12 protein-coding genes are annotated in these 17,975 nt (G+C 71.4%); 8 read left to right on the top strand and 4 right to left on the bottom strand.

The window, feature by feature from the left end; translation table 11 throughout:
* Positions 1-109 precede the first annotated feature (109 nt).
* The 4 genes from ABZ646_RS06410 to ABZ646_RS06395 are packed head-to-tail and all read left to right on the top strand — an operon-like array spanning position 110 to position 7,236.
* The gene (locus ABZ646_RS06410; protein ID WP_360513544.1) at positions 110-2,308 is read left to right on the top strand and encodes a sialidase family protein; all 2,199 of its coding nucleotides are present in this window, start codon (positions 110-112) and stop codon (positions 2,306-2,308) included.
* Positions 2,308-4,275, top strand: a complete 1,968-nt coding sequence (locus ABZ646_RS06405; protein WP_360513542.1) for a beta-galactosidase — start codon at positions 2,308-2,310, stop codon at positions 4,273-4,275. The genes ABZ646_RS06410 and ABZ646_RS06405 overlap by 1 nt, the downstream gene beginning before the upstream one ends.
* Positions 4,272-6,476, top strand: a complete 2,205-nt coding sequence (locus ABZ646_RS06400; protein ID WP_360513540.1) for a glycoside hydrolase N-terminal domain-containing protein — start codon at positions 4,272-4,274, stop codon at positions 6,474-6,476. Before ABZ646_RS06405 ends, ABZ646_RS06400 begins: the two co-directional genes overlap by 4 nt.
* A gap of 34 nt (positions 6,477-6,510) precedes the next feature.
* Complete coding sequence (locus tag ABZ646_RS06395; protein ID WP_360513538.1) at positions 6,511-7,236, top strand: hypothetical protein; 726 nt, start codon at positions 6,511-6,513, stop codon at positions 7,234-7,236.
* 58 nt (positions 7,237-7,294) lie between these two features.
* On the opposite strand, the gene ABZ646_RS06390 is transcribed toward ABZ646_RS06395, so the two are convergent.
* From ABZ646_RS06390 to ABZ646_RS06380, 3 genes are all read right to left on the bottom strand, one after another.
* Positions 7,295-8,482, bottom strand: a complete 1,188-nt coding sequence (locus ABZ646_RS06390; RefSeq protein ID WP_360513536.1) for a sulfotransferase — start codon at positions 8,480-8,482, stop codon at positions 7,295-7,297.
* Between the two features lie 124 nt (positions 8,483-8,606).
* Positions 8,607-10,667, bottom strand: coding sequence for a glycoside hydrolase family 31 protein (locus ABZ646_RS06385; protein WP_360513534.1), 2,061 nt, complete (start codon positions 10,665-10,667; stop codon positions 8,607-8,609).
* 78 nt (positions 10,668-10,745) lie between these two features.
* Positions 10,746-11,759: a LacI family DNA-binding transcriptional regulator gene (locus ABZ646_RS06380; protein ID WP_360513532.1), complete on the bottom strand. Its 1,014-nt coding sequence runs from the start codon at positions 11,757-11,759 to the stop codon at positions 10,746-10,748.
* A gap of 314 nt (positions 11,760-12,073) precedes the next feature.
* Here ABZ646_RS06380 and ABZ646_RS06375 point away from each other — a divergent pair, with 314 nt between their 5' ends.
* A complete protein-coding gene (locus ABZ646_RS06375; RefSeq protein ID WP_360513530.1) occupies positions 12,074-14,008 on the top strand; it encodes an acyl-CoA dehydrogenase family protein in 1,935 nt (644 codons plus the stop codon).
* Positions 14,009-14,012: 4 nt separating this feature from the next.
* On the opposite strand, the gene ABZ646_RS06370 is transcribed toward ABZ646_RS06375, so the two are convergent.
* Positions 14,013-14,471 carry a lamin tail domain-containing protein gene (locus ABZ646_RS06370; RefSeq protein ID WP_360513528.1) on the bottom strand — a complete coding sequence of 153 codons (459 nt, stop codon included), beginning with the start codon at positions 14,469-14,471 and terminating at the stop codon, positions 14,013-14,015.
* A 169-nt stretch (positions 14,472-14,640) separates the two neighbouring features.
* Here ABZ646_RS06370 and dxr point away from each other — a divergent pair, with 169 nt between their 5' ends.
* The 3 genes from dxr to ABZ646_RS06355 all read left to right on the top strand — a co-directional run.
* The gene (dxr, locus tag ABZ646_RS06365; protein WP_360513526.1) at positions 14,641-15,921 is read left to right on the top strand and encodes a 1-deoxy-D-xylulose-5-phosphate reductoisomerase; all 1,281 of its coding nucleotides are present in this window, start codon (positions 14,641-14,643) and stop codon (positions 15,919-15,921) included.
* A gap of 8 nt (positions 15,922-15,929) precedes the next feature.
* Complete coding sequence (locus ABZ646_RS06360) at positions 15,930-17,222, top strand: site-2 protease family protein (RefSeq protein ID WP_360513564.1); 1,293 nt, start codon at positions 15,930-15,932, stop codon at positions 17,220-17,222.
* Positions 17,223-17,391: 169 nt separating this feature from the next.
* Positions 17,392-17,975: flavodoxin-dependent (E)-4-hydroxy-3-methylbut-2-enyl-diphosphate synthase (locus ABZ646_RS06355; protein ID WP_360513524.1), on the top strand; the 584-nt coding region annotated here is incomplete at its 3' end.

Below are 17,975 nucleotides of genomic sequence, written 5' to 3'. Positions count from 1 at the left end.
GTCCGGGTTGCTCGCGAGACGGCACCCTGCCGGCGCCGGCAAGCGAAACCCCGGTACCTCACCCCCACCCCGCTCCACCAACCCACCCACGCCCACCGAAGGTCCCCCCATGCCCTCCCTGAGCCGCAGAACCCTCCTCGCCGGTACGGCAGCAGCGACCGCCCTCACCGGTCTCCCCACCCTCACCGCCCCTGCCCAAGCGGCCGAGCCCGAGCCCGAGCCGCAGGCGTACCGCTGGCGCAACGCCGTCATCGGCGGCACCGGATTCGTCACCGGTGTCCTCTTCCACCCCACCGTCCCCGGCCTCGCCTACGTCCGTACCGACATCGGCGGCGCCTACCGCTGGGACGCCCGCCACGCCCGCTGGACGCCGCTCACCGACCACCTCGGCTGGGACGACTGGAACCTCCTCGGGGTCGAGTCCCTCGCCGTCGACCCCGCCCACCCGAACCGGCTCTACCTCGCCTGCGGGACGTACTCCCAGTCCTGGGCGGGCAACGGCGCGATCCTGCGCTCGGAGGACCGCGGCGCCACCTGGACCCGTACCGACCTCACCGTCAAGCTCGGCGCCAACGAGGACGGCCGGGGCATGGGCGAGCGCCTCCTCGTCGACCCGCGGGACAGCGACACGCTGTGGCTGGGCACCCGGCACGACGGGCTGCTCAGATCGACCGACGGGGGCGCCACCTGGTCGGCGGTCACCGGCTTCCCGGCCGCCCCCGCCGCCTCCGGCCAGGGCGTCAGCCTGCTCGTCGCGGTCGGCCGTGCCGTGTACGCCGGCTGGGGGGACGGTGACGGCGGCCCCACCGCCGTCAACCTGTACCGCACCGCCGACGGTGCCGGCTGGGAAGCCGTCCCCGGGCAGCCCACCGGTAGCGCCGCCAGGATCCCGGTGCGCGCCGCCTACGACCGCCACGCCCGGGAGCTGTACGTGACGTACGCCGACGCCCCCGGCCCCAACGGGCAGGCGAACGGCAGCGTGCACAAGCTCGCCACGAGCCGTACCGAGTGGACCGAGGTCACCCCTGTCCGGCCCGGCGGCAGCGACACCTTCGGCTACGGCGGCGTCGCCGTCGACGCCCGCAGGCCCGGCACCGTCGTCGTCTCCACCAACAACCGGTGGACGGCCGTCGACACCCTCTACCGGACCACCGACGGCGGCCGCACCTGGACGTCCCTCAAGGACTCCGCCGTCCTCGACGTGTCGGAGACCCCCTTCCTCAGGTTCGGCGGCGACCAGCCCAAGTTCGGCTGGTGGATCCAGGCCGTCGCCGTCGACCCGTACGACTCGAAGCACATCGTCTACGGCACCGGGGCCACCCTCTACGGCACCCGCGACCTCGTCCACTGGGCCCCGCGCGTCCGGGGCCTGGAGGAGACGTCGGTGCTTCAGCTGGTGTCGCCCCCGGTCGGGGAGGCACACCTGCTGAGCGGCTCGGGGGACATCGGCGTCCTGTACCACGAGCGGCTCACCGCGTCCCCGTCCCGCGGTATGGCCACGAACCCCGTGTTCGGGTCGGCGACGGGACTCGCGCAGGCCGCGGGCAGGCCGCGGTACGTGGTCCGCACCGGCTGGGGCGACCACGGCAACGGCGCGTACTCGAACGACGGGGGCCGGACCTGGGCGCCCTTCGCCGCCCAGCCCTCCCTCGCCCACGACGCACCGGGGCCGATCGCCACCAACGCCGACGGCAGCGTGCTGCTGTGGTCCTTCGTGCACTGGGACGGGACCAGGTACCCCGCCCACCGGTCGGACGACAACGGCACCACCTGGACCGAGGTCTCCTCCTTCCCGAAGGGCGCCACGCCGGTCGCCGACCCGGCCGACCCGACGCTCTTCTACGCGTACGACACCGACACGGGAACGCTACAAGCCAGCACTGACAGTGGCCGGACGTTCACGGCGCGTGCGACCGGGCTGCCCGCCGGGGACAGCCAGTTCCAGCTGGTCGCCGCGCCCGGCAGGACCGGCGACCTGTGGCTGAGCGTGAAGGGGAACGGCCTGTACCGGTCCACCGACGGCGGTGCCGCCTTCACCAGGGTCGCCGGCTGCCCGGCCGCGTACACCCTGGGCTTCGGCAAGGCAGCGCCCGGCGCCGGCTACCCGGCGGTCTACCTGGTCGGCTCCACCGGGGCGGGCACCGCCGTCCACCGCTCCGACGACGAGGCGGCCACCTGGACCCGGATCAACGACGACCGGCACCAGTGGGGCTGGACCGGGCAGGCCGTCACCGGCGACCCGCGCGTGTACGGCCGGGTCTACCTGGCCACCAACGGACGCGGCATCCAGTACGGGGAGCCCAGCTGATGCCGGGGCTCTCCGACGCCACCCGCGGCCGGATCCTCTTCGGCGGCGACTACAACCCCGAGCAGTGGCCCGAGGAGACCTGGCACGAGGACGTCCGGCTGATGAAGGCCGCCGGCGTCAACTCCGTGACCCTGGGTGTCTTCTCCTGGGCGAGGCTCGAACCCCGGCCGGGGGAGCGGGACTTCGGCTGGCTGGACCGGCTGATGGACCTGATGCACGAGAACGGCATCGGTGTCGTCCTGGCCACTCCGACCTCCGCCCCGCCGCCGTGGCTGGGGCGGCTGCACCCCGACACGCTGCCCCGGGACGCCGAAGGCCGCACCGAGTGGTGGGGCGGCCGCCAGCACTTCTCGCACTCCAGCGCCACCTACCGCCGCTACGCCGCCGCCATCACCGAGGACCTCGCCGCCCGCTACGGCGGCCACCCCGCCCTCACGATGTGGCACATCAACAACGAGTACTGCACCTTCGACCACGGCGACGAGGCCGCCGCCGCCTTCCGGCGCTGGCTGCGCGAGCGCTACGGCACCCTCGAAGCCCTCAACTCCGCCTGGGGGACCGCGTTCTGGAGCCAGGGCTACGACACCTGGGACGGCATCCTGCCCGCGCGCCACACGCACTACATGAAGAACCCCACCCAGGTGCTGGACTTCCGCCGCTTCACCTCCGACATGCTCCTGGAGTGCTTCACCGCCGAGCGGGACATCGTCGCCCGGCACACCCCGCACATCCCGGTGACCACCAACTTCATGCCGCTGTGGACCGGCCAGGACGCCTGGCACTGGGCCGGCGAGGAGGACGTCGTCTCCGTCGACCTCTACCCCGACCCGCGGGACCCCCTCGGCCCGCAACACGGCGCGCTCGTCCACGACCTCACCCGCTCCCAGGCGCGCGGCCCCTGGATGCTCATGGAACAGGCCGCCGGGCCGGTCAACTGGCGCGGGGTGAACCACCCCAAGCCCCGCGGCCTCAACCGCCAGTGGTCCCTCCAGGCAGTGGCCCGCGGCGCGGACGCCGTCTGCTACTTCCAGTGGCGGCAGTCGAGGCAGGGCGCGGAGAAGTTCCACTCCGGGATGGTCAGCCACGCGGGGGAGGAGGGCCGTACCTACCAGGAGGTCAAGCAGCTCGGCTCCGAACTGGCCGCGATCGCACCTCAGGTGACAGACAGTCGCATCAGCGCCGACATCGCGGTCCTCCACGACTGGCACTCCTGGTGGGCCGGCGCCCATGAAGGCCGGCTCTCCACCGAGGTCGAGCTCCCCGGCGTCCTGCATGCCTGGCACCGGGCGCTGTGGGAGTCCAACCTCACCACCGACTTCGCCCACCCGGAACACGACCTGTCCGCCTACAAGCTGGTCGTCGTCCCGCAGCTCTACCTGCTCACCGACGCCGCCGTCGGCAACCTCCTCGCTCACGTCCGCGCCGGTGGCACCCTCGTCAGCGGCTTCCTGACCGGCGTCGCGGACGAGGACGACCGGATCCGCCCCGGCGGCATGGACGCCCGGCTGCGGGAGCTGTTCGGCATCCGCACCCTGCACGAGTGGTGGCCGCTGGACGCGGGGGAGACCGTCGCGTGCCAGGGGTTCCGGGGAACCCTGTGGTCGGAGGAGATCGAGGCCGCACCCGGTGTCTCGGAGACGGTGCCGTACGCCGGCGGGGAACTCGACGGGCTCCCGGCCGTGCTGCGCAACGGGCGCGCCTGGTACCTCTCCACGCTGCCGGAGCCGGAGGCGTTGCGGGACCTTCTCGGCAGGATCGCCGCCGCGGCGGGCGTCAGGCCGGTGCTGGAGGGGCTGCCGGCCGGCGTCGAGGCGGTCCGCCGGGGCGACCTGCTGTTCCTTTTGAATCACGGGCGTGATCAGGTAAAGGTGTCGCTCATGGGAACACACCGAGATCTGCTGACCGGCACGAGCATCACGGACGAGATCGTCCTCGACCGCTACGGAGTGGCGGTGCTCGCGCCGTGACCGCCACCGGCCCCGTCCACGGCACCTGGGAACCCGCCCCGGCCGCCCGCTGGGAAGACGCCTTCCTGGGCGGCAACGGCCGGCACGGCGTCCTGGTGTTCGGCGACCCGAACGACGACCGTGTCATCGTCACCCAGCACAGACTGGTCCGCCCGAACGGCGGCGAACACGCCCGGCCGCCCCGTCTGGCGGCCGAACTCGCCGACGTGCAGGACAGATTGCTCGCCGGCGAGTCGGACGCCGCCGAGCGTTTCACCGACGGCCGCCCGCTCCAGTGGGTGCAGCCCTTCCACCCCGCCTTCCATATCCGGCTGCGCAGGCCGCGGGGACGGACCGACGGCTACCGCCGGTCCGTCGACTTCACCACCGGCGAGGTCACCGCCACCACCGCCGACTGGACCAGCAGGGTCTTCGTCTCCCGTGCGGACGACGTGATCGTGCAGCAGGTCACCGGTACCGCCGGCCTCGCCCTCGACATCGCCCTCGACCACCGGCTCCCCGGCGCGCCGCACGACCTGGGCATCGGTCAGGGCACGCTGCGCACCCCCGAGGGCGCCCTGCTCAGCCTCCGCGCCCGCTACCCGGGCAGCGACCGCGCCTACACCGGCGTCACCCTCGTCGCCGTCACCGGCGGCACCACCGAACTGGCCCCGCCCGCCCTCCGCGTCACCGGCGCCGACGCCGTCCTCCTCCTCACCCGGGTCCGCCCCCACACCGGCGAACTCGACGTGACCGCCGAGGCACGCGCACTCGGCGCCCTCCTCGCCGACGAACGGCCGTACGACTCCCTCCTCGACCGCCACCTCGCCCTGCACCGCTCCGCCTACCGCCGGGTCGTGCTCGACCTGGCCGCCGACCCGGCCGAACGCACGCTGCCCGGGTCCGAGCTGCTCGACCGGCCGCACAGTGCCGCGCTCATGGAGCGGCTGTTCGCGGCCGGCCGCTACCACCTGCTCTCCGCCGCCGGCCTCAACCCGCCCCGCCTGACCGGCCTGTGGACCGGAGAGTGGGACACCGCCTGGTCCGGGGCCTTCACCAACGACGCCAACGTCAACCTCCAGACCGCCTCGGCCGCGGCCGCCGCCCTGCCGGAGGTCACCGAGGCCTGCGCCACGCTGATCGAGCGGCAGCTCGACGACTGGCGGGAGAACGCGCGTGCGGTGTTCGGTGCCCGGGGCGTGGTCGCGCCCGCGCACAGCGACGGCGAGTCCGGGCTGTCGTACCACTTCAGCCGGGAGTACCCGCTGCACCTGTGGACGGCCGGCGCCGACTGGCTGCTGAAGCCGCTCGTCGACCACGACGAGATCCGCGGCGAGCGCGATCCGCGCACGGCGGACGCGCTCGCCGAGGTCGCCGCGTTCTACGAGGACTTCCTCAGCCGGACCGACGCCGACGGCCACCTGGTGATCGTCCCCTCCTACTCGCCCGAGAACCGGCCGGCGAACGGCAGCTGGGGTGCGGTCAACGCGGCGATGGACCTGTCCGCCGCCCGGCACGCCCTGCGGACGGCGGCCGACTACCACCCGGGCCCCGACGCCGACCGCTGGCGCGCCCTCGCCGACCGGCTGCCGCCGCACCGGGTCAACGCCGACGGGGCGCTCGCCGAGTGGGCGTGGCCCGGTCTCGACGACACCTACGACCACCGCCACCTCAGCCACCTCTACGGCGTCTGGCCACTCGACGAGATCACCCCGTACGACACCCCGGAACTCGCGGCCGCCGCCCACCGGGCCCTCGAACTGCGCGGCGCCGAGAACGACTCCGCGCACGGTCATCTCCACCACGCGCTCATCGCAGCCCGGCTCCGCGACGGCGAACGGGTCGCCGCCGCCCTCGGCCACGTCCTGGACGGGGACTTCTTCCATCCCTCCCTGATGAGCGCCCACTACCCGCGCCGCGACGTCTACAACGCCGACGCCGCGCACACCCTCCCCGCCGTGCTCGTCGAAGCCCTCGTCCAGTCCACCCCGAACCGCCTGGTCCTCCTCCCCGCGCCGCCGGGCGCGCTGAGAACAGGCCGGCTCCACGGCGTCCGCACCCGTTTCGGAGCCGAACTCGACCTCTCCTGGGCTCCCGACGGCGCGCGAGCCGTCCTCAAGCCGTCCCGGACGCTCCGCATCGACCTGTGGACTTCCTCCGGCGCGCAGCCGCTCGACCTCGTGGCCGGAGAAGACCACGTCCTCACCCTGGGGACGTGGTGATCCCCGCAATCCCCCCACCCATGGAAGGGACACCATGGCAACAAGCACGGCAACACGCACCTGCCGCAGGGTCGCCAAGGCCCTGATCGCCCCCGCGCTCGCCCTCGGCGCCACCGTCGGCCTGGCCTCCGCCCCCGCCTCGGCCGCCGTCTGGAGCTCCTGCGACCAGTGGGGCAACACCACGCTGAACGGCTACACCCTCTACAACGACATCTGGGGCTCCGGCGCCGGCAGCCAGTGCATCTGGGCCAACTCCGGCACCAACTGGGGCGTCAACGCCAACCACCCCAACACCGGCGGCATCAAGTCCTACCCCAACGCCAAGAAGGTGATCAACAAGTCGATCACCTCGCTCGGTTCGCTCACCAGCAGCTACAACGTCACGGTCCCGTCGTCCGGTGCCTACAACACGTCGTACGACATCTGGGACACCGGCTACAAGTACGAGATCATGCTCTGGGTCAACAAGACCGGTGCCGTGGGCCCGCTCGGCACCTCGCAGGGCACCGTCACGCTCGGCGGCCACACCTGGACCGTCTACAAGGGCAACAACGGCTCCAACGACGTCTTCTCCTTCGTCCGCACCTCGAACTCGTCCTCCGGCACCGTGAACGTCCTGCCGATCCTGAAGTGGATCAAGGACACCAAGGGCTGGTTCGGGAACGTCACCATCGGTGACTTCCAGCTCGGCTTCGAGATCACGTCCTCTTCCGGCGGTCTGAACTTCACCGTCAACAGCGAGAGCGTCAGCAGCAGTTGACCGGTAGGTGAGCAGCAGGGCCGGTCCCGCGTGCGGTGCGGGGCCGGCCCCCTCGCGGTCAGGCCCGGTCGACCTCGGCGCGCAGCGTGTTGTAGTCGGCGAAGGCCGCGTCGACGTCGGCTCGGGTCAGGCCGTAGCGGGCCAGGTCGTAGGTGTGCTCCCGGGTGCCCTTCGGGCGGGCCGCGGCGGCCGCGAGACGCGCCGCGTCGGCGTCGGTCCAGCGGGCGCCCACGGCCGCGTAGAGCTTCGGGGCGCCCGCGGCCGGGTCGGCGCCCAGCCAGGAGTACGGCACGTCGACGAGCAACTCGCGGGGGACGGCCGCCCGGGAGGCCAGGCCGCGGGAGGCCGAGCGGGCCAGCAGCCGCAGCCAGGTGGCGCCGATCCAGTGCGGGTCGACCGGGCGGGTGTTCACCGCCATCCCGTGTTCGACCAGGCTGCAGAAGGAGGCCACGGCGGTGGCCGGATCGCGGTGCGTCCACACGATCGTGGCGTCCGGGAAGACCGCGCGCAGCGCGTCCAGGTTCTCCAGGTGCAGCGGCGACTTCAGCACCCAGCGACGGCGTGGGCGGCCGTACTGGAGCACCTGGTAGATCTGCTTGAGGTAGCGGTAGTCCGCCTCGAAGTCACGGGTCTCGTGCCAGGGCAGGTACTCGGGGATCACGGCCTGGGACAGCGGCATCACCGTGTGCGGCAGGGCGAAGGTGCACTCCTCCGGGCCCTCGGGACGCAGGGCGTGGATGTGCCGGAAACGCGGCGCGAACAGGTTGATCCCGTCCACCAGGCGGCGGGCCGCCGTGATCGCCCTCTCCCGTTCCGCGGGGGTGCGTTCCAGGGCGGGGGCCAGCAACTCCCAGAGCAGCGGACAGCGGTGGTCCGCGGAGAGGGACAGCACGCTGTGCGTGAGGGTGGTGGCGGTACGGGGCAGTCCCACCACGAACACCGGTGCGGTGATGGGCTCCTGCTCGATCCCGGGATGCTCGGCGAGCAGCCGGCGGACCCGGGCCCGGTTGGCGAGGTGCCGGCCGACGTGTCCGCGTGCGGACAGCCAGCCGACCGGGGTGAGGTGTTCGGCACCCGCCCAACATCGCAGCAGGTGACGGAAGTCGTCGGTGTACGGCTCGTCGCCCCCGGCGGGACCGGCCGCGTCGAGCAGCCGGTCGAAGGCCCGGTCCGGTGCGCGGCGGCCGCGGAAGCCGGGTCCGAGGAGCAGGTTGGCGAGCGTCAGGGGGATCGGGTCCATGGGCACGGGGACGGGGCCCTTCGTGGGGGACAGGTGAGGGGGTACTGCCTACCCCCTGCAACTGTCCGACCACACTGCCGAGTTGAGACATTTACCGGCCGGTAACGCGTGGCGTCGATATCCGGCCGGACTACTCCTCCGCCGCCACCGGCAGCTTCGCGCCGTCGCGCAGGAACAGCGGGATCCGGTCCAGTGGCGCGTCCACCGTCACCGCCGTACCGCCCTCGTACGAGGCGCCCGTCCACGCGTCCGTCCAGCGGGCGCCCGCCGGCAGGTACGCCGTCCGGGCCGTGGCGCCCGCCGTCAGTACCGGCGCCACCAGGAGGTCCCGGCCGAACAGGTACGCGTCGTCGACCGTCCAGGCGGTCTGGTCCTGCGGGAACTCCAGGAACAGCGGCCGCAGCACCGGCAGACCCTCCTCATGGGCCTCCCGCATGACCCGCAGCACGTACGGCTTCAGGCGCTCGCGCAGCCGCAGGTACTTCTCCAGGATGGCGCCGGCCTCCTCGCCGTACGACCACACCTCGTTCGGGCCGCCGGTCATGTCGGGGCCGAGCGGCATGCCCGGGTCACGGAAGCCGTGCAGCCGCATCAGCGGGGACAGCGCGCCGAACTGGAACCAGCGGACCATCACCTCGCGGTACGCCGGGTCGTCCGGGTCGCCGCCGTGGAAGCCGCCGATGTCCGTGTTCCACCAGGGGATGCCGGACAGCCCGGTGTTGAGCCCGGCCGCGATCTGGCGGCGCAGCGTCGCGAAGTCGGTGCCGATGTCACCCGACCAGACGGCGGCGCCGTAGCGCTGGCTGCCCGCCCAGGCCGACCGGTTGAGGGTGACCACCTCCTCGCCCTGCGCCCGCAGGCCCTCGTAGAAGGTGCGGGAGTTCTCGGCCGGGTAGCTGTTGCCGACCTCCAGGCCCGGGCCGGTCCAGTAGCGCAGGTTCTCCTGGAAACCGGGCTTCAGCTCCGGCTCGCAGGCGTCCAGCCAGAAGGCCGTGATGCCGTAGGGGTCGAGGTAGTTCTCCTTGATCCTCGACCACACGAACGCCCGGGCGTCCGGGTTGGTGGCGTCGTAGAAGGCCACCTGGACGGTCGACGCCACCTCCTTGTCCGGCCAGTCCGCGTGCGCCATCGGACCGTACTGGGTGCCGATGAAGTAGCCGCGCTGCTCCATGACGGCGTGGTTCTCGCTCAGCGGCGACACCGACGGCCAGACGCTCACCACCAGCTTGATGCCCAGCTCGTCCAGTTCCCGGACCATCGCGGCCGGGTCCGGCCACTCCTTCGGGTCGAACTTCCACTCGCCCAGATGCGTCCAGTGGAAGAAGTCGCAGACGATCGCCGAGACGGGCAGCCCACGGCGTTTGTACTCGCGGGCCACGGCGAGGAGTTCGTCCTGGGTGCGGTAGCGCAGCTTGCACTGCCAGAAGCCCGCCGCCCACTCCGGCAGCATCGGCGAACGGCCGGTCACCGCGCTGTAGTTGCGCTGTCCGTCGGCCGGATCGCCCACGGTGATCCAGTAGTCGAGCTGGCGGGCCGAGTCGGCCACCCAGCGGGTGCCGTTGCCCGCCAGCTCGACCCGGCCGATCGCCGGGTTGTTCCACAGCAGGGTGTAGCCGCGGCTGGAGACCAGGACCGGGACGGAGACCTCGGCGTTGCGCTGGACCAGGTCCAGTACCAGGCCCTTCTGGTCGAGGCGCCCGTGCTGGTGCTGGCCCAGGCCGAACAGCTTCTCGCCCTCGTAGGCGGCGAACCGCTGCTCGAGACGGTGGTAGCCGTTGCCGACGGCGGTGTAGAGCCGGGAGCCGGGCCACCAGAAGTGGGCGCGTTCCTCGGCCAGCACCTCCGAGAGGTCGTCGGTGCGCAGGAAGCGGACCAGGCCCTGGGCGGACACCTCGACGGTCAGGCTCCCGACCGTCAGCCGCCCCTCGCCGTCGGTGATCCCGACGGTCGACGCGGCCTGCGGACGCTCGCCGAGCAGGGCGCCCGGCAGCCCGTCGAGGACCGGGCCGCCGAGCCGGGCGCGCACCCGGACGGCGTCCGGCCCCCACGGCTCGATCCGCAGGGTCTCCTGGCGCCCGCTCCACTCCAGACCGCCGTCCCGTTCACGGAACGTGCCGACGGTGGGGGAGGACTGCGCGAGACTCACCTTGGGCTGGTGGTCCGCGAACTGGATGTCGGCAGGCTGGTTCACGTCAAGTCCTCCTGGAGGAGTGCAGACAGGGGGGTGCCCCGGCGCGGCGGGGCCCTGCAAACGAGGCGTGCGAAAGGCTCAGGAGCCGGCCGGTGCCGGTCCCGTGCTCGCCCTTACCGTCAACTCGGGTGCGATCAGCACGACTTCGTCGCTGCCGTGGCCGTCCAGCTTGGCCACCAGGTGCTCCACGGCATGGCGGCCCATCTCCTGGGCGGGGATGGCGACCGAGGTCAGCCGCACCGAGGCCTGGACGGCGACCTGCTCCGGGCAGATCGCGACCACCGACACGTCCTCGGGCACCGCCCGGCCCTGCTGCCGGAGCAGGGCGAGCAGGGGTTCCACCGCGGACTCGTTCTGCACGACGAACCCCGTGGTGCCCGGGCGTTCGTCGAAGACCCGGGCCAGCGTGGCGGCCATCGCGTCGTAGCCCCCCTCGCACGGCCGGTGCAGCACCCCGAGGCCCAGTTCCCTCGCCCGGGACCGCAGGCCGTCCAGGGTCCGCTCGGCGAAGCCGGTGTGCCGTTCGTAGACCGCCGGGGCCTCGCCGATGACAGCGATGTCGCGGTGGCCGAGTTTGGCGAGGTGCTCCACGCAGAGCGCCCCGGTGGCCCCGAAGTCGAGATCGACGCAGGTCAGCCCGGAGGTGGCGGCGGGCAGGCCGATGAGCACGGACGGCTGGCCGCTCCCCCTGAGCAGCGGCAGCCGCTCGTCCTCGAGCTCCACGTCCATCAGGATCATGGCGTCGGCCAGTCCGCTGCCGGTGACCCGGCGCACCGCGTCCGGACCCTCCTCACCGGTGAGCAGCAGGACGTCGTAGCCGTGGATGCGGGCGGTGGTGGCCACCGCGATCGCGATCTCCATCATCACCGGCACGTACATGTCCGTCCGCAGCGGGATCATCAGCGCGATGATGTTCGACCGGCTGCTGGCCAGGGCGCGGGCACCGGCGTTCGGGTGGTAGCCCAGCTCCCGGATGCTCTGCTCGACCCGCTGCCGGGTGGTGGCGGAGATGGACCGCTTGCCGCTGAGGACATAGCTCACCGTGCTCGCCGAGACTCCGGCGTGCTGGGCGACCTCGGCGAGGGTGACCATCCAGCTCTCCAAGCTTTGTGAAGCGCTTCGACAGTGCGCATTGCTGACAAGGGCGAGTGAGGGTGGTTCGACAGTAGCCCCAGTGAAGGTGGGTGTCCATAGGTTGTCGAAGCGCTTCGACAGCGAAGAAGTGGCCCGTCCTCGCCGAACCGTCCCCCGTGAGGGTCCCTCGATGCAACACCGGGGACCGCGGGGTGCCCCGATCGGACCGCGAGGACTGGTGGGCGCGGCCCGTTTGGGGTACCAACGATCCAGTAGCACTGGTCGGTAACGAACGGTCCTCAACGTCCCCTTTCGTGGCGAGGTGAGCCTCAATGTCCGCCCCCACCACCAAGAAACCCACCGTCTCCGAGCGGGAGGCCCGCCAGGTGGCGGAGGCCGCCCGGGAACAGCACTGGCGCAAGCCCAGCTTCGCCAAGGAACTGTTCCTCGGGCGCTTCCGGCTCGACCTCATCCACCCCCATCCGCTCCCGGCGGACGAGGACGTGCGCCGCGGCGAGGAGTTCCTCGCCCGACTGCGCGAGTTCTGCGAAACGAAGATCGACTCGGCGCTGATCGAACGCGAGGCGCGCATCCCCGACGAGGTGATCGCCGGCCTCAAGGAACTCGGCGCCCTCGGCATGAAGATCGCCCCCAGGTACGGCGGCCTCGGCCTCACCCAGGTCTACTACAACCGGGCCCTCGCCCTGGCCGGCTCCGCCAACCCGGCGGTCGGCGCGCTGCTCTCCGCCCACCAGTCGATCGGCGTGCCGCAGCCGCTGAAGATCTTCGGCACCCAGGAGCAGAAGGACGCGTTCCTGCCGCGCTGCGCCCGCACCGACATCTCGGCGTTCCTGCTCACCGAGCCGGACGTCGGCTCCGACCCGGCCCGCCTCGCCACCACCGCCGTACGGGACGGGGACGACTACGTCCTCGACGGCGTGAAGCTCTGGACCACCAACGGCGTCGTCGCCGACCTGCTCGTCGTCATGGCCCGCGTGCCGAAGTCCGAGGCCGGAAAGGGCGGCATCACGGCCTTCGTGGTCGAGGCCGACTCCGAGGGCGTCACCGTCGAGAACCGCAACGCCTTCATGGGCCTGCGCGGCCTGGAGAACGGCGTCACCCGCTTCCACCAGGTCCGGGTCCCGGCCGCCAACCGCATCGGCCCCGAGGGCGCGGGCCTCAAGATCGCCCTCACCACCCTCAACACCGGGCGCCTCTCGCTCCCCGCGATGTGCGTGGGCGCCGGCAAGTGGTGCCTGAAGATCGCCCGGGAGTGGTCCGGGGTCCGCGAGCAGTGGGGCAAGCCGGTCGCACTGCACGAGGCGGTCGGCTCGAAGATCAGCTTCATCGCGGCGACCACCTTCGCCCTGGAGGCGGTCGTCGACCTGTCCTCCCAGATGGCCGACGAGGACCGCAACGACATCCGCATCGAGGCCGCCCTCGCCAAGCTCTACGGCTCCGAGATGGGCTGCCTGATGGCCGACGAGCTGGTGCAGATCCGCGGCGGCCGCGGCTTCGAGACGGCGGAGTCCCTCAGGGCACGCGGCGAACGGGCGGTCCCCGCCGAGCAGATGCTGCGCGACCTGCGCATCAACCGCATCTTCGAAGGCTCCACCGAGATCATGCACCTGCTGATCGCACGGGAGGCGGTGGATGCGCACCTCTCGGTCGCGGGCGACCTCATCGACCCCGACAAGTCCCTCCAGGACAAGGCGAGGGCGGGCGCGAACGCGGGCGTCTTCTACGCCAGGTGGCTGCCGAAACTGGTCGCGGGGCCGGGGCAGCTCCCCACGTCCTACGGCGACTTCAAGCACGGCATCGACCTCTCGCCGCACCTGCGCTACGTGGAGCGGCACGCCCGCAAGCTCGCCCGGTCCACCTTCTACGCCATGTCCCGCTGGCAGGGCCGGATGGAGACCAAGCAGGGCTTCCTGGGCCGGATCGTGGACATCGGCGCCGAACTGTTCGCGATGAGCGCGGCGTGTGTCCGCGCCGAGCTGCTGCGCCGCGAGGGTGAGCACGGACGCGAGGCCTACCAGCTCGCCGACGCGTTCTGCCGACAGGCCCGCATCCGCGTCGACGAGCTGTTCACCCGCCTCTGGTCGAACACCGACGACCTGGACCGCAAGGTGGTCGAGGGCGTGCTCGGCGGTTCCTACGAGTGGCTGGAGCAGGGGATCGTCGACCCGTCGGGCGAGGGCCCGTGGATCGCCGACGCGACCCCCGGGCCGTCCCGGCGGGACAACGTCCGCCGTCCGCTGAAGTAGCGGTTCAGCAGTACTTGTCGCTCGGATCCCGCGTCGTCCAGGAGCAGGAGTCGACCTTGGCGCCACTCGCCCGGGTCAGCGTCGCCGTGTCGCTCGTGTTGTTCCACACGTAGGCGCGGCGGTTCTGGAACTTGTCCGACGCGGTGTCCGTGCCCCGTCCGGTGTGCACCTTCATCGTCTTGTGGGCGCCGATCCTGACGTCCTTGAACACGTACCGGTGGTTGGAGGCGTCCTTGAGCACCCAGCCCTTGAGCGAGACGGCCGAGCCGCCGGTGTTCTTGATCTGCACCCACTCGGCGTTGAGGCTGGCGTTGGAGCGGTTGTCGCTGCCCGGGCTGTCGAACCAGACGTGGTAGACGGTGACGCCGCCGGCCGCCTGGGCCGGGGTGCTGAGCACGGTGCCGGTGAGCAGCGCGGCGCCCGCGAGCGCGGGCAGGGCAGCGCGTATGTGCGGAGTACGCATGGAGAGATCCCCCCTGGATCCACATAGGACGAGACAGCAGTGTTATCACATGATCTTCACCTGAATCTCACAAAGGGAATTCCGCGTCATACGACGCCAAGAACTGATAACGCACCCGCCTGAGGGATGCGCTGTCCGCCAGGCCGCCCGTTGCGGCAACAATGGGGGGATGACCGACAGTCCCGCCAGTCCGGCCCCCCTCGCCGACCCGCATCTCGTGTACGACCCGCTCGTGGGTGACGGCCCGAAGGGCGTGGTGATCCTCGGCTCCACCGGATCCATCGGCACCCAGGCCATCGACCTCGTGCTGCGCAACCCCGACCGCTTCCGGGTCACCGCCCTCTCCGCGAACGGCGGCCGCGTCGCCCTCCTCGCCGAACAGGCGCACCGGCTGCGGGTGCGGACCGTGGCGGTCGCCCGCGAGGACGTCGTACCGGCCCTGCGCGAGGCGCTGACCGGGCTCTACGGCCCCGGCGAACCGCTTCCCGAGATCCTCGCCGGACCCGACGCGGCCACGCAGGTCGCCGCCACCGACTCCGCGCAGTGCCACACCGTCCTCAACGGCATCACCGGATCCATCGGCCTCGCGCCGACCCTCGCCGCCCTGGAGGCGGGCCACACCCTCGCGCTCGCCAACAAGGAGTCGCTGATCGTCGGCGGTCCGCTGGTCAAGGCGCTCGCCAAGCCCGGCCAGATCATCCCGGTGGACTCCGAGCACGCGGCGCTCTTCCAGTCGCTGGCGGCGGGAACCCGGGCCGACGTCCGCAAGCTGGTCGTCACGGCGTCCGGCGGCCCCTTCCGCGGCCGCACCAGGGCCGAACTCGCGGACGTCACCGTCGAGGAAGCGCTCGCCCACCCCACCTGGGCGATGGGCCCGGTCATCACGATCAACTCCGCGACCCTGGTCAACAAGGGACTGGAAGTCATCGAGGCGCACCTCCTCTACGACATTCCCTTCGACCGCATTGAGGTGGTCGTGCACCCGCAGTCGTATGTCCACTCGATGGTCGAGTTCACGGACGGATCCACGATCGCGCAGGCGACGCCCCCCGACATGCGGGGGCCGATCGCCATCGGTCTCGGCTGGCCCGAACGGGTCCCCGACGCGGCACCCGCCTTCGACTGGAGCAAGGCCTCCACCTGGGAGTTCTTCCCCCTGGACAACGAGGCCTTCCCGTCGGTGAACCTCGCCCGGCACGTCGGGGAGCTCGCGGGCACCGCCCCGGCGGTGTTCAATGCGGCCAACGAGGAATGCGTCGAGGCCTTCCGGAGCGGTCTGCTGCCCTTCAACGGGATCATGGAGACCGTCACCCGGGTGGTGGAGGAACACGGCGCCCCTCGTACGGGAACTTCGCTCACCGTGCCGGACGTCCTCGAAGCGGAGACCTGGGCACGGGCCCGGGCCCGGGAACTGACAGCACTGACGGCGACCGCGGAGGCGCGTGCATGACAGCCCTGATGATGATCCTCGGCATAGTCGTCTTCGTGGTCGGCCTGCTGGTCTCGATCGCCTGGCACGAGCTGGGCCACCTCTCCACCGCCAAGCTCTTCGGCATCCGGGTCCCGCAGTACATGGTCGGCTTCGGCCCGACCATCTGGTCGCGGCACAAGGGCGACACCGAGTACGGGATCAAGGCCATCCCGCTCGGCGGCTACATCCGCATGATCGGCATGTTCCCGCCCGGCGCCGACGGCCGCATCACCGCGCGCTCCACCTCGCCCTGGCGCAGCATGATCGAGGACGCCCGCTCGGCGGCCTTCGAGGAACTCCAGCCCGGCGACGAGACCCGCCTCTTCTACACGCGCGCCCCCTGGAAACGCGTGATCGTGATGTTCGCGGGCCCGTTCATGAACCTCGTCCTGGCGGTGGCGCTGTTCCTCACCGTCCTGATGGGCTTCGGCATCAGTCAGCAGACCACCACGGTCAGCTCGGTCTCCCAGTGCGTGATCGCGCAGAGCGAGAACCGCGACAGCTGCAAGAAGACCGACGCGGCCTCCCCGGCCGCGGCGGCGGGCCTGAAGGCCGGCGACAAGATCCTCTCCTTCAACGGCGTCGAGACCACCAGCTGGAACCAGCTCTCCGACCTGATCCGGTCCACCCCCGGCAAGGACGTCGCGATCGTCGTCCAGCGCAAGGGGCAGGACGTCACCCTGCACGCGAGGATCGCCACCAACCAGGTCGCCAAGAAGGACTCCAGCGGCCAGATCGTCCAGGGCCAGTACGTCACCGCCGGCTTCCTCGGCTTCAGCGCCGCCACCGGCATCGTCCGTCAGGACTTCGGCGACTCGGTGACGTGGATGGGCGACCGCCTCGGCGAGGCCGTCGACTCCATCGCGAGCCTGCCCGGCAAGATCCCGGCCCTGTGGGACGCGGCCTTCGACGGCGCCCCCCGCCAGCCGGACTCGCCGATGGGCGTGGTCGGCGCCGCCCGCGTCGGCGGCGAGATCTTCACCCTCGACATCCCGCCCACCGAGCAGCTGGCGATGGCCCTGATGCTGGTGGCAGGCTTCAACCTCTCCCTGTTCCTCTTCAACATGCTCCCGCTGCTCCCGCTCGACGGCGGGCACATCGCGGGCGCCCTGTGGGAGTCACTGCGCCGGAACCTGGCCAAGGTGCTCCGCCGCCCCGACCCGGGCCCGTTCGACGTGGCGAAGCTGATGCCGGTGGCTTATGTGGTGGCGGGCATCTTCGTCTGCTTCACCATCCTCGTGCTGATCGCCGACGTGGTTAACCCTGTGAAAATCTCATAGCCACACTGCGTTCGAAGCGGCCCGGAACACCGTGTTCCGGGCCGCTTCCATCGAGTGGGTTTACCGGTGGGTGATGTGCTCGCTCCGGTGCCGGTGCCGTAATCTCAAGGCTGGAACCCGCTTACGACGGGACCTGGACCTAGATCCACGACTTGGGGTTGCACAGCAGATGACTGCGATTTCTCTCGGCATGCCGTCCGTTCCGACCAAGCTCGCCGAGCGCCGGAAGAGCCGGCAGATCCAGGTCGGCTCCGTGGCGGTCGGCGGGGACGCCCCGGTCTCGGTCCAGTCGATGACGACGACCCGTACGTCCGACATCGGCGCGACCCTCCAGCAGATCGCCGAGCTGACGGCGTCCGGCTGCCAGATCGTCCGGGTCGCCTGCCCCACCCAGGACGACGCCGACGCCCTCGCGACGATCGCGAGGAAGTCCCAGATCCCGGTCATCGCGGACATCCACTTCCAGCCGAAGTACGTCTTCGCCGCGATCGAGGCCGGCTGCGCCGCCGTCCGCGTCAACCCGGGCAACATCAAGCAGTTCGACGACAAGGTCAAGGAGATCGCGCGGGCCGCGAAGGACCACGGCACCCCGATCCGCATCGGCGTCAACGCCGGCTCCCTGGACCGCCGGTTGCTCCAGAAGTACGGCAAGGCGACCCCGGAGGCGCTGGTCGAGTCGGCCCTGTGGGAGGCGTCCCTCTTCGAGGAGCACGACTTCCGGGACATCAAGATCTCCGTCAAGCACAACGACCC

This window comes from Streptomyces sp. NPDC007162 (genome assembly GCF_040634175.1).
Lineage (GTDB): Bacteria > Actinomycetota > Actinomycetes > Streptomycetales > Streptomycetaceae > Streptomyces.
The sequence above is the reverse complement of the archived record's forward strand: the minus strand, read 5'-3'. Positions and strand labels throughout refer to the sequence as shown.

What these genes read in the sequence shown, in the direction of transcription:
- dxr (WP_360513526.1), top strand. Translation starts at nt 14,641, where the DNA reads ATGACCGACAGTCCCGCCAGTCCGGCCCCCCTCGCCGACCCGCATCTC.
- ABZ646_RS06360 (WP_360513564.1), top strand. Translation starts at nt 15,930, where the DNA reads ATGATGATCCTCGGCATAGTCGTCTTCGTGGTCGGCCTGCTGGTCTCG.
- ABZ646_RS06395 (WP_360513538.1), top strand. Translation starts at nt 6,511, where the DNA reads ATGGCAACAAGCACGGCAACACGCACCTGCCGCAGGGTCGCCAAGGCC.
- ABZ646_RS06405 (WP_360513542.1), top strand. Translation starts at nt 2,308, where the DNA reads ATGCCGGGGCTCTCCGACGCCACCCGCGGCCGGATCCTCTTCGGCGGC.
- ABZ646_RS06370 (WP_360513528.1), bottom strand. Translation starts at nt 14,471, where the DNA reads ATGCGTACTCCGCACATACGCGCTGCCCTGCCCGCGCTCGCGGGCGCC.
- ABZ646_RS06380 (WP_360513532.1), bottom strand. Translation starts at nt 11,759, where the DNA reads ATGGTCACCCTCGCCGAGGTCGCCCAGCACGCCGGAGTCTCGGCGAGC.
- ABZ646_RS06375 (WP_360513530.1), top strand. Translation starts at nt 12,074, where the DNA reads ATGTCCGCCCCCACCACCAAGAAACCCACCGTCTCCGAGCGGGAGGCC.
- ABZ646_RS06410 (WP_360513544.1), top strand. Translation starts at nt 110, where the DNA reads ATGCCCTCCCTGAGCCGCAGAACCCTCCTCGCCGGTACGGCAGCAGCG.